This is a genomic window from Commensalibacter sp. M0268 (genome assembly GCF_016101925.1).
Taxonomy (GTDB): Bacteria; Pseudomonadota; Alphaproteobacteria; order Acetobacterales; family Acetobacteraceae; genus Commensalibacter; species Commensalibacter melissae.
In genome coordinates, this window is record NZ_JACFPQ010000001.1 from 323,201 (window position 1) to 335,695 (window position 12,495).

At 38.9% G+C, this 12,495-nt stretch carries 11 protein-coding genes; 5 read left to right on the top strand and 6 right to left on the bottom strand.

Going from position 1 to position 12,495, the window contains the following annotated elements; all coding sequences use genetic code 11:
• Nucleotides 1–165: 165 nt before the first annotated feature.
• The gene (locus tag H3R28_RS01475) at nucleotides 166–1,050 is read left to right on the top strand and encodes a DUF2076 domain-containing protein (RefSeq protein WP_198209207.1); all 885 of its coding nucleotides are present in this window, start codon (nucleotides 166–168) and stop codon (nucleotides 1,048–1,050) included.
• A gap of 143 nt (nucleotides 1,051–1,193) precedes the next feature.
• On the opposite strand, the gene H3R28_RS01480 is transcribed toward H3R28_RS01475, so the two are convergent.
• From H3R28_RS01480 to alaS, 3 genes are all read right to left on the bottom strand, one after another.
• Entirely contained in the window at nucleotides 1,194–2,108 is a 915-nt protein-coding gene (locus H3R28_RS01480; RefSeq protein WP_198209205.1) for an endonuclease/exonuclease/phosphatase family protein, read from the bottom strand.
• The gene (locus tag H3R28_RS01485; protein ID WP_198209203.1) at nucleotides 2,056–2,745 is read right to left on the bottom strand and encodes a carbonic anhydrase; all 690 of its coding nucleotides are present in this window, start codon (nucleotides 2,743–2,745) and stop codon (nucleotides 2,056–2,058) included. Before H3R28_RS01485 ends, H3R28_RS01480 begins: the two co-directional genes overlap by 53 nt.
• A gap of 147 nt (nucleotides 2,746–2,892) precedes the next feature.
• A complete protein-coding gene (gene alaS / locus H3R28_RS01490) occupies nucleotides 2,893–5,544 on the bottom strand; it encodes an alanine--tRNA ligase (RefSeq protein WP_198209526.1) in 2,652 nt (883 codons plus the stop codon).
• A 162-nt stretch (nucleotides 5,545–5,706) separates the two neighbouring features.
• On the opposite strand from alaS, the gene tenA reads away from it, so the two are divergent.
• A complete protein-coding gene (gene tenA / locus H3R28_RS01495; RefSeq protein WP_155580694.1) occupies nucleotides 5,707–6,402 on the top strand; it encodes a thiaminase II in 696 nt (231 codons plus the stop codon).
• Nucleotide 6,403: 1 nt separating this feature from the next.
• On the opposite strand, the gene H3R28_RS01500 is transcribed toward tenA, so the two are convergent.
• From H3R28_RS01500 to aroB, 3 genes are all read right to left on the bottom strand, one after another.
• Complete coding sequence (locus H3R28_RS01500) at nucleotides 6,404–6,826, bottom strand: GtrA family protein (protein WP_155569465.1); 423 nt, start codon at nucleotides 6,824–6,826, stop codon at nucleotides 6,404–6,406.
• A 103-nt stretch (nucleotides 6,827–6,929) separates the two neighbouring features.
• A complete protein-coding gene (locus tag H3R28_RS01505) occupies nucleotides 6,930–8,087 on the bottom strand; it encodes an OmpA family protein (protein ID WP_110438312.1) in 1,158 nt (385 codons plus the stop codon).
• A 301-nt stretch (nucleotides 8,088–8,388) separates the two neighbouring features.
• On the bottom strand, nucleotides 8,389–10,041 hold the full coding sequence (aroB, locus tag H3R28_RS01510; protein ID WP_198209201.1) for a 3-dehydroquinate synthase: 1,653 nt from the start codon (nucleotides 10,039–10,041) through the stop codon (nucleotides 8,389–8,391).
• A gap of 163 nt (nucleotides 10,042–10,204) precedes the next feature.
• Between aroB and H3R28_RS01515 the strand changes: the two genes are divergently transcribed.
• The 3 genes from H3R28_RS01515 to H3R28_RS01525 all read left to right on the top strand — a co-directional run bounded on the left by H3R28_RS01515 (nucleotide 10,205) and on the right by H3R28_RS01525 (nucleotide 12,484).
• Nucleotides 10,205–10,513, top strand: a complete 309-nt coding sequence (locus H3R28_RS01515; protein ID WP_198209199.1) for a hypothetical protein — start codon at nucleotides 10,205–10,207, stop codon at nucleotides 10,511–10,513.
• Nucleotides 10,514–10,527: 14 nt separating this feature from the next.
• A complete protein-coding gene (locus tag H3R28_RS01520) occupies nucleotides 10,528–11,421 on the top strand; it encodes a tyrosine recombinase (protein ID WP_198209197.1) in 894 nt (297 codons plus the stop codon).
• Nucleotides 11,422–11,527: 106 nt separating this feature from the next.
• The gene (locus H3R28_RS01525) at nucleotides 11,528–12,484 is read left to right on the top strand and encodes an acetyl-CoA carboxylase carboxyltransferase subunit alpha (RefSeq protein ID WP_198209190.1); all 957 of its coding nucleotides are present in this window, start codon (nucleotides 11,528–11,530) and stop codon (nucleotides 12,482–12,484) included.
• Nucleotides 12,485–12,495 lie beyond the last annotated feature (11 nt).

Below are 12,495 nucleotides of genomic sequence, written 5' to 3' on the forward strand. Positions count from 1 at the left end.
ATAATAAGTGTTAATTATTTTTTAGTCTATCGAAGGTTACGAATAAGATTAAATAAATAATACGATCTTGATGATATGACAAGAAAAGTGAATCATCTTCAAAAATTTGTCTTATAATTAAAATATAAAGAGAAATCCAAAGATAATTTTAAAGGTTAATCAAAGATGAATAATGACGAACAGCAATTGATCAATCAATTTTTTGAACGTGTCAGTGGGAAAAAAACAGCTTCTCCAAATACGGTTGGAACAGCCAGTCCGTTACCCCCTATTGATTCTGAAGCCAATCAACTGATTAACAGTAATTTGCAGAAATATCCTGAAGCGGGCTATCGTATGACACAAATGGCCATTGTTCAGGAAGCCGCCTTGGTTGAATCTCAGAAACGTATTCGTCAGCTGGAATGGCAATTACAGCAGATGCAACAACAGATTCAACAGCTGAAACAGGCTCAGGCCCAATCAAGTCAACCTCGTTCAGGAGGATTTCTGGGAGGGCTTTTTGGTGGCGGAAACCGATCTCAAACTCAAATGTCGCCTCAATCCCAACAAATGCCGCCAGGGTGGGGAGGAAATCCTAATCGGCCACAACCACAGCCAAATCAGTCTATGAATACACCTTATGGACAGCAACAACCTCCGGCTGTGAATTATCCCCCAGGTTATCAACGAGGAATGTTTAATCGGGGCGGAAATGGATTTTTAGGCAGTGCATTGTCGACGGCAGCTGGTGTTGCCGGGGGTATGATGGCTTATAATGCATTGAGTGGATTGTTTGGTGGCCATCATGCAGTTAATGGTGCTGCACCAATGTCTGCTGCAGATCCGAATGATCCGTTTGCAGGAACAGCAGCTGGCAGTGATCCCTTTACGGGTGAGGGTACCGCAGTTGATCCGAATTTTGATGCTGGTAACAATTCTGGTGCCGGATTTGATAATTATGCTGATGATGGTTTCAGTAACAGCGGAAATGATACAGATTGGGGTAATTCTGGAGATTCTGCTGATTGGGGCTCTGATGATGGTGGCTGGGGAGACGATAGTTTCTAATATTAACTGATTTTATTGTCTAAATCATAAAAGGGTTAACCTTTCTGGCAAGATTGATCCTTTTAAAAATTAGGTGATAAAAGGCTTTTATTATTGAGGAAATTTAAAAAATCTTAGGTGAAAAAAGAACAAATCATTTTTTTTTATAAAGACAAATTTAAAGAGACAGGACAATGATCTGACAGATCGGCATGCATCATATATTGTTTTTCTTTGTATACCAATACTTTTAACGTATTAGGAATAATGGATTCACTTAAGATGGGATCCAAAATAAATCCATCAAGAAAATAATTGCCTCCCCAGCATGGTGAAGCAAGTTGAGATGTTGGGATTGATAAACTAGATTCTGTTGACAAGGATTGAAAAAAATCATCATTAAATGACACTATACGGTTAAAATCTCCTAAAATAATGAAAGCCTGTTTATCTTTTATTCTGTCTGCAATCCATTTTTGGATAATTATTTTCTGTTGATTCAAGATATTACATGCTTTTTGTTGGGAATAAAGAGATCTTTCAGGGCAATGAGCCTTTAAATGTACAACCAGAATTCGAATATTTATGCGATGATCGTATAGGGTAAGATCAAGACCACTTCGTAAAATATGGGTTTTGTCATTCTTACTCAAAGCGGTAAGATCAGGGTTTTTTATAATATTGTAAGAAAGTTTTTTTCGAATGGCCAGGACAGGATGTTGGGCGATATTATCCTGAGTTATATAAAAATCATATTGGTCTTCAGGAAGGATTCGTCTTGCGGTTTCGACTGATCCCACTTCCTGTAAGGCAATTATATCGCTGTTCAATTTTCTTGCATATAAAGACAATCTTGTGAAATTCTTGAAGTGCCTTGCTTGAATATCATTTGGTATTTCATATTTATCAAGATCTGATTTTGATAATAACCACTCTGTGTTCCAGGTGGTTATCTTGATTGTTCTGGCATGCAGCGTAAAAGATGCAAAAAAAGCAAACCAGCAGCTCAATACAGCAATAGTTTTCTTAAGCTTTGGTATTTTGGTTGATACGATTCTGCAGCATGGAAATAGCTTCATCGACGGTCATATCATTTCTTGTTTCTTCATCTAACACATAAATCTTACCTTTTGGAATATCATAATACCATCCTTGAAGAATAATTTCTTTTTTTGCCAAGGCACCAGCAACTGAAGGATGAGTTCTTAAATGTGCAAGTTGAAGCAGGACATTGTGTTCCGTTAAACTTTGGATGCTTTCGGGGCCGACATCAGTGGCAGAAAGTGCGTCCGTAATGGCATGGGCTGTTTCGGCATATTGCAACCATTTTCTTACGGCTGGCATTGAATTCAATTTTTTAGGATGTATTAGGGCACTCATCGCGCCACAATCAGAATGTCCACAAATAATAATTGTAGAAATCTTTAGGGCGGAAACTGCATATTCAACTGCGGATGTTACTCCTCCGAAGCTGTTACCATAAGCAGGTACAATATTGCCAATATTACGCAAGACAAATAAATTTCCGGGGGGTTGCTGGGTCAGGGATTCAGGACTTATTCGACTGTCTGCACAAGTTATGAAAAGTGTTTTAGGGGATTGTCCATTGGCAAGTTGACAATATAATTCTTTACGTTCCGGATAAATATCCGTTCGAAATTTCTTTACACCTTTTAAAATATCAAGGAGGGTTAGTTGAGGGTTGTTTTCCGACATATTGTGATCTTTCATTTCGGAATGAATTGAACAGCTAACTGTATGATATTATGTACAATTTTACGGCGAAAGTATGATCATGCAGGATAAATAACCAATAATTATGATGAAAAAGCAGGCCATGATGAACCTGCCTTGAATTCAGTATCATAAAGAATTGATATGGCTTTTTATTTTCTCAAAAATATCATTTGCCTTATTAATATCAGGTCCTCCAGCCTGCGCCATATCTGGTCTTCCACCACCACCTTTACCGCCCGCAATCGAACTCGCCATTCTAACCAAATCAATTGCACTTACAGTTTTGCTTAATTCAGCAGTTACGGCAACAACGATGGATGCTTTTTGACCAAAGGATGACAATACGACAGCTATTCCATTTTGAAGCTGTTTAACAAGACTTTCAGCCAAAGGTTTTAATTCTTTTGGCGGGATTTCACCAACATCACGGAAAATAAGTTCAATGCCATTGATCGTCTCAATGTCATTTTGCATGTCTTTGCCGATTGTCAATTGGTGCTGCAATTTGGATATTTGCTGTTTTAGCTCTTTTCTTTCGTTTAATAACAACTGCACTCTATCGGTAAGTTGTACAGAGGCAGTATTAAGAAGAGAGGCTATTTCATTTAATATATTCAAATTCTGTTTGAAATAATTTTCCGCGGCCAAACCGGCAACGGCTTCAATACGTCTTATTCCGGCAGCCACCCCGCTTTCAGAAATTATATGAAATAAACCTATATCTCCGGTGCGATTGACATGGGTTCCACCGCAAAGTTCAATGGACCATGCCGTTTGTGGATTGGCAATATCATCTCCATTTCCCATTGAAACCACACGGACTTCCTCACCATATTTTTCATTGAACAATGCCATTGCACCAAGTCTACTAGCTTGTTCCGGCGTCATGATTTGTGTTCTGACCGGTAAATTTTTCCGGATTTGTGCATTAACCTTTGCTTCGACAATATCCAGTTCATTGCGTGTAATCGGTTTGGAGAGACTGAAATCAAATCTTAAGCGTTCTGCTGTATTCAGACTTCCTTTTTGGGTGACATGTGTCCCGAATTGTTCTCTCAATGCACGATGTAACAGATGGGTGGCAGAATGATGTGCCTGAATTGTCTGTCTGTAAGCAGTATCAATTTCAGCCGTGACCGTATCATTGATCTTAATCTGGCCTTTTTTTACAATTCCATGATGAAGGATCAGTTCGCCAAGTTTTTTCTGCGTATCTTTAATCTCGATAATACTGTTTTTATTGAAAATGATTCCCTGATCCCCAGCCTGACCACCACTTTCACCATAAAAGGGGGTCTGGTTTAACAAGATACTGATTTCTTTACCTTTTTCTGCTTGGTTTACTAATTGACCATCAATGATAATTGCCTGAATTTCAGCATCAGCCCTATTATTCTTGTATCCAAGAAATTCAGATGATCCAAATTTATCCTTGAGTTCAAACCATATTGTTTCAGTTGCATTATCACCGGAACCAACCCATGCGGCTCTGGCTCGGTTACGTTGTTCGGCCATGGCTTTATCAAAGCCTTCGTGATCAACGGTCAATCCTTTTTCACGAAGCGCGTCAGCCGTTAAATCCAGAGGGAAACCATAAGTATCATACAGTTTGAAAGCAATATCACCAGGCAATTTACCATGTGACGGTAATTTGCCGCTTTCCTCATTCAAAAGGGAAAGACCCCGATCCAGCATTGATTTGAAACGTTGTTCTTCATTGTATAAGGTTTCAGAAATCAAAGTTTCATAATGTATCAGTTCAGGATAGGCGCTTCCCATTTCCTCGATTAATGCAGGTAAAAGCTTGTAAAATACCGGTTGTTGAGTGCCGATCATGTGTAAATGGCGCATGGCTCTGCGCATAATACGACGTAATACATAACCACGTCCGTCTTTGGATGGTAAGACACCATCAGCAATAAGGAAAGCCGAAGAGCGAAGATGATCTGCAACGACACGATGACTGACTTTATGGGAACCAAATGGATCTGTATCAGTAATTTCAGCAGATGCCCTGATCAAGACCTGAAAAGTATCAATATCAAAATTGTCACTTTTCCCTTGCATAATTGCGGCAAATCGTTCCAATCCCATTCCTGTATCAATTGACGGACGGGGTAGGGGATTTCGTGTACCTGGTGGATTTTCAAAATATTGCATGAAAACCAAATTCCATATTTCTACGAAACGGTCTCCATCTTCGTCCTTGGATCCTGGGGGGCCTCCAAATACAGCTTCGCCATGGTCATAGAAAATTTCTGAACATGGTCCACATGGGCCTGTATCTCCCATACGCCAGAAGTTATCTGAACTGTTAATACGGATAATACGGTCATCGGAAAAGCCAGCTATTTTTTTCCATAAATCAGCTGCTTCATTATCATCCGAATAAACAGTGACAAGAAGTTTTTCCCTGGGTAATCCAAATTCGCCAGTGATTAGGTTCCATGCCAGATAGATTGCTTTTTCCTTAAAATAATCTCCGAAAGAGAAATTTCCGAGCATTTCAAAAAAAGTATGATGACGAGCGGTATATCCAACATTATCAAGATCATTGTGCTTGCCACCAGCCCGAACAACCTTTTGTGCAGTTGTGGCACGTGAATAGGGACGTTGTTCCTGTCCGGTAAACACATTTTTGAACTGTACCATTCCTGCATTTGTAAAAAGCAGAGTAGGGTCATTCTGCGGAACCAAAGATGAGGATGGTACAATTTGATGATCATTTTTAGAAAAATAATTCAAAAAGTGCGACCGTATTTCATTTGTGCTTGGCATTGTGGTGGACATGGTAGAATGAACAATCCTGATATGTTAAAATAATATTTTAAACGAACTGGATAAGAGTAATATGGAAATTAATCTAACCGTATATATTATTATTCAAAATGTTTTTTACAGTACAGCTATTTAAGCTTTTGTCATGAAAGTCAAGATTTAATGTTTGATAATGATAAAAATACGTATTCTTTATTTTCTGAAGGATTATTTGGTCGGTTACGACAGGATTGTCAGAAGGAATGGCAACAATTTATCCATCATCCCTTTGTCAAGGCGCTGGGTAAGGGAAGCTTGCCGGCAGAGGAATTTAGAAAATATCTAGTTCAGGATTATTTATATCTTCTTGATTACAGTCGTGTTGAGGCCCTAGCGATTTATAAAAGTAATTCATTATGGGAAATGCAATATTTTTTATCATTATTGAAAGGGCTTATCGAAATAGAGCTTCCATTGCATTTATCATATTGCAAGCAATGGGGAATAGAAATTGACTTTATTGAAAATGAAAGGAAATCAATCGAACTTATTGCATACAGTCAATATTTGCTTACAAAAAGTATGCAGGGTGATTTGTTAGATATCGTAATTCTAATATTACCATGTTTGATAGGGTACGGTGAAATCGGTTTGAATTTATTAAATGATCAAGAATTTGATAAAAGGGACCATCCGTATTTATCTTGGTTGGAAACGTACGGAAGTGATAGCTATTACAATCTTGTAAAGAAAAGTATTATGTTTCTGGATCAAATTGCTTTTCAGTATGGAGCGGAACAACGTTATCCAATGATTCTACGTAAGTTTAAGGAGGTTGTTCAATTGGAAACTGCCTTTTGGAACGTTGGAAAAAAATAATTTACCTTTTTGATATGGAATCATTATAAACCAATTTGCGCGATAAATGGAAATTCGCTAGCATTCCAGTCATTGCACCAATAATTAAAGGTATAAAAGCATAGTACCTAAAAAACGAATTTAGGAAAAATAAAAAGAAAACAATTCCTCTATTGCAACAAAAACCAAGAATGTTGGTCATAATAAATCGTATCCATTGTGCAAAGATAGAATGACGATGATTAATATTTCCAAATGTCCAGAGTCTGTTTATGAACCAGTTAGAACTTGCGGCTATAAAATAAGCGGCAAGGGTTGCCGAGGTTAATCCAATTAAGGGCCGTAACAAGTATACAGCTAGAATATCAATTCCCAGACCGGATGATCCAACAATACCAAATTTAATAAATTGAAAAAGTTGTTGTTTATGACCGATTGATATCAAAAAGAACCTTTAAAAATAAATTGGCCTGATTGTTTTTTAAAAATAAAAAGAGATACTTAATTTTAAGTATCTCTTTTACATTACTCAGATAATTTCTTGAAAATTATTTAAGAATAATTTCCACGCGACGGTTTTGTGGTTCACGTGTATTTGGTCCTGTTGGAACCAATGGATGAGATTCACCATAACCATGAATATCAATTGCTGTTGCTGGAACACCGTCACGGATTAATTCAGCTTTCACGCTTTTGGCACGTCTGATTGAAAGACCCATGTTATAGCGTTGACCACGAGGACCTGGATGTGCAGAAGAGTTATCTGTATATCCGTTAACTTCGATACGTGTTGTTTGAACACGTGTTGAAGCCTGAGCAGCTTCTCTTACGATTTCACGTGCACGAGGTGTCAATGCTGATTTGTCGAAATCGAAGAATACTAGGTAGGTGCGAGCTACAGATGGTTGTGGTGGAGCAACTACAGTTGGTGGAGCTGGAGGAGGTGCTGGTGGTGCGGTGTCAAATGCATAACGCAGACCCAAGATAAACTGATGATTGAAGCGGTGATCCATTTTAACGCCTCTGTGGCTGTTATAATGGTTTCCGCCAACCCAGGCACTTGAATTGTATGAACGATGATCATCCAATTGACCCATCATACGGTACTCAGTTGTAACTGCCAATCCTGGAACGCCTGGGATATCATAGGCGGCACCGACAATACCTTGATAGGCAAAGCTTCCACCTGTTCCACCGATACGGTTTTTATTGCCATTACGGTAAACTGTATCCAATGGAGCCATATTTTGCCAGAGATAACCGGCACCAATACCCACGAATGGGGTGACAGGGACGTCAATGCCGAATTGACGCAAGTCAATATCATAAAGAACATTTATCAATCCGCCATAACCTTGGTCATGTCCTTTGGTTTTGTATGCGGAAACAGGGGTTCCATGACGTCCGCTGATGTTGGAGTAGTTATAAACACCTTCAACTTCCACGCGGAGACCATTACCAAATCCCCAACCAAAAGAACCCATGGTTGTGAAACCGGTATTATGGCGCAGTTTTGATGAGGTTCCCTTACCGTTATCAAGCCTGCCACCGGCATTGGTACCATTTTTGAAATGGGCATGTTGTGTTTGAACAAGGTTATAACCGCCACCTAAGCTAACATAAGGGCCAGTAATTGTGCTAGCCATCGCTGCGGCGGGAGTAGCAACCGCGAAAGTCGTTGCAAGCAATGCAGTGCGAAGACGCATCTTGACACATCCTTCTTTTATAAGTTTCGAGCGATAGACCGCCAATTAAGGCGGAAGCTCTTTAAATTTATACTCTATAATTTACTATAATCTATATCTTTGAAAAATTAGAAGGATTTTAATGTAGTGATTATAGTTATTAATGTAATGTAACTAAAAAAACACAGAAAAGGGCTTTACCTTCTAATTTCTATAAAGATTTTCAGATATTCGGCAATTTATAAAAGATTTTATTGAATGACAATCTTTCATATATACTTTATTGATTAGAATTAATTCATGTGTTTTATATGCAACAATTTTAGTCCTGTATACAACCGTCCTCGATTAGGAGACTGTACAGCTGTTTTTCACTAACATCTTGTGATGTGAAAGCTTTTCCTATCCCATTGACAAGTATAAACGTTATTTTATTGTTTTGGCTTTTTTTATCATGTTTCAAATGATTAAGAAGATTTGATGCCCGTATGGGTTGAGAAAGCCTTTTTATTGTAACAGGTAGGTTTACAGATTCGAAATGATGAATGACACGTTGTGTGTCTTTCTCCGGACATATGCCCATTTGGGTGCATAATTTAAAGATCAGGCAGCAACCCAGTGCAACGGCTTCTCCGTGTAGTAAACGACCATCATAACCCAGTTCCGCTTCCAGGGTATGTCCCAAGCTGTGACCGAGATTCAGGAGGTTTCTGCCTGTTGATTGCTGTTCATATTCATCATTTTGAATAATCCTTGCTTTAAATTGACAAGCCATTTCGATGGCCTTGGCCAGACAGGCATGTTCTTTACTTATGACTTTTTTACCGTTTTTTTCACACCATTTGAATAATTCTGGATCATTGATCAAACCAGCTTTAACAATTTCTGCATAACCGGCCTGTAATTCTCTTTGGGGGAGTGTGTCCAAAATCTTTGTATCTGTGATAACGGCTTCTGGTTGGTAAAAGGCCCCAAGCAGATTCTTACCCACCGATGTATTGATACCGGTTTTTCCGCCTACGGAAGAATCGACTTGAGAAAGCAGGGTGGTGGGGATTTGAATGAATGGCACTCCACGTAACACGGTGGCAGCTGAAAATCCTGCCAAATCTCCTGTAACGCCACCACCAAATGCCAAAATCGTTGAATTTCGCTCAATCCCTTTTTCTAACAATGTTTGCGTGACTTTTTCATAATATTGAAAGGATTTTGTTTTTTCCCCAGGAGGAAGCAGGATAACTTCATAATTTACGTGTACTAAATCAAGACTATGGATAAGTTTGTCCAGATGAAGGTCGGCAACTGTCTGATCCGCCAGAATAAAAACTTTCTTTTGCTTTAATAAAGGTAAAATCAGTGTTCCACATTGCTGTAATATATCAGAACCAATGATTACGTCGTAATGATTTTTTGACAGGGTTATGGGTAAAATATGCATTTTACTTGAATTTTCTAGAGCTGAGATAACAAGATTAATTGTTGTATCAATGTCTTTATCCCTACATTCAACGACAATATCTGCCTCGGCATAGACGGGGTAACGTTTTTCCATAAGGGAGGAAAGTATTTCTTTTTTATTATCGACATTCAATAAGGGACGGTTGGTATTTTTGGAAACGCGCTTGAAAAGTGTTTCCAGATCACAATGTAGCCAAAGGGTGGTTGCTTTTTCCTTTAAGGTTTTTCTTGTCTCCGGATGCATGTAGGCCCCACCACCTGTTGCGAGAATCAAGGGGGCTTGATCCAATAAACGTTGGATAACCTGGTTTTCCACACGACGGAATTCCTCTTCTCCATATTGTTCGAAAATATCGGCGATACTGCATCCAGCCGTAGTTTCTATTTCTTTATCCGAATCGATGAAGGGTATGGAAAGCAAGTCTGCGATTTTTTTACCAATCGTTGTTTTTCCAGCCCCCATCAGACCGATTAAAACAAGTGGTCGATTTAGTAATTTGCTAGGTATATCAGTCATGTGGTCGATCAAATACAGAAATAAAAATTGATAAATTGAGATTTTATTTAATTTTAGAGAGAATTTATAAAATCCAGACTATTAAAAATTAATTGTAGTATGGTATGAAATCAAGCTGTTATTATTAAAACATCAACGAGTAATTTTACATCAGGAAGCCATAATGCGTCGATTATTTGTTATTCTCTTTGGATTAATAGTTATATTGCTTGTGGCAGGGGTAGTGTTTTTTTGCTTGCAAACACCCGAAATGCCGATCAGAGAAGTTCACAAGGTTATTTCCATTCCCAAAGCCCAGCAACATACAACTTTGCCATCTGTACCTGTTGTCCCTGGCGCTCCTCCTATTATCGTTCCCTACAACAATGCAAACGCTCATAATGCTTCAACGCCTGCTCCGATAAACACTCCAACAATTCCCCAGCCTGGAAAAGTTCCTGGAAATGTGTTGAATACAATGCCCAATCAATAGATTTTGAATAAATCATGAACAGGGATCTGATTGATTTCTTTTTGGAAATGTTGGTGGCAGAGAGAGGGGTTACTGCAAATACATATCAGGCCTATCAAACTGATTTAAAAGATTTTATGGATTATTTGCAAGCCAGAAATCTAGAAATGGATAGGGTTTCTAAACGTGATATTCATCAATATTTTGAATTTTTGGGTCAAGAGGGAAAAACAGCGCGAACAGCAATAAGAAGGTTGTCATGTCTGCGTCAGTTTTATGGTTTTTTGGTTCAGGAGAATATTCGCTCCGATGATCCCACTTATTTAATGCAATCCCCCTGTTTGCCACAATCATTACCTAAATATCTGAGCGAACAGGAAGTTTTTAACCTGTTATCAGCAAGTGAATTCCTTGACGATTACAGACGGTCACTTGTTGCCAAGGCAGCTTTGGAAATTCTGTATAGTTCGGGATTACGCATATCTGAGTTGTTATCTCTGCGCAAGGACCAGATTCAGCAAGCAACAAAAATTTTGCGAATATACGGAAAAGGCAGACGTGAAAGGTTAATACCTGTTTCAGATGCAGCGGTAAAAGCGGCATTGGTGCTTAAAAAAAATGATGCGAGTTTAAAGAGTGTCTTTCTGTTTCCTGGACGAAACCCGCAAAATCATTTAACGCGGCAGGGGTTTGATAAAATATTGTTCGAAGTTGCATTAAAGGCCAATCTTGATCCTGGCAGGCTGTCTCCCCATGTTTTACGTCATTCATTTGCCAGTCATATGTTGGCACATGGGGCAGATTTGCGTTCATTGCAGATGATGTTGGGGCATGCTGATATTTCGACGACACAAATTTATACCCATTTACAGACTGAACACCTAAAAAAAATAGTGCAGGATTTTCATCCCCTGAGTATGAAAAAATAATTTTATTAAAAAAATATTGTAATTTATACAATTAAAAATTTATTTGATTGATAATATACATTACACTGATCTGTTATTAACGTTTAATTGGTAATCTTTTATAATCATGCGTCAATTTTTGGACTTTGAAAAATCCGTTGCAGAACTCGAAAATAAAATTTATGAATTGCAACGTGTTGAAACCGCCACAGAAATTAATATTGCCGAAGAATTGCAAACGCTTACGGAAAAGGCTGAAAAACAGCTGCGAGTTATATATAACAAACTAACACCCTGGCAAAAAGTTCAGGTGTCACGACACGCGCAACGTCCGCATGCTTTGGATTATATCAAAGGTATGATTGAAAACTTCATGCCATTGGCAGGGGATCGTCTTTATGCAGAAGATCATGCCATTATCGGTGGATTGGGAAGATTCAAAGGGCAATCTGTTGTTGTGATCGGGATAGAGCGAGGTTCCGATCTTGATACAAGACTAAAGCATAATTTTGGGATGGCCAGGCCTGAAGGATATAGAAAAGCTCAACGTTTAATTAAACTGGCAGGACAATTTAATTTACCGATTATCATGTTGATTGACACGCCAGGAGCATGGCCTGGAATTGATGCGGAACAACATGGTCAGGCTGAAGCCATTGCAAAATCAATTGAGACATGCCTTAGGGCAACAACTCCCATTGTTTCCGTTATCATTGGTGAAGGTGGATCGGGAGGGGCAATCGCTCTGGCAACGGCTGACAAAATTCTGATGCTTGAACATGCGATTTATTCAGTTATTTCTCCTGAGGCTTGTTCCTCCATATTATGGCGGGATGCATCACAAGCGGCTCAGGCGGCAGTTGCATTACGTTTGACGGCTCAGGATTTGTTGAAATTCAAATTAATTGATCAAATTATCGAGGAACCGGTTGGTGGAGCGCAACGAGATCCAGAAACTGCGATCAGTAATGTTCAAAAGGCGATTGAAGCTGCATTTGGCGAACTCGCCTTAGTTCCAGAACAGGTTCTTCAGGCTAAACGTAGAAATAAGTTTCTTGCCATGGGGCGTGAGGAAATAAACTAGTTAAAACCAGG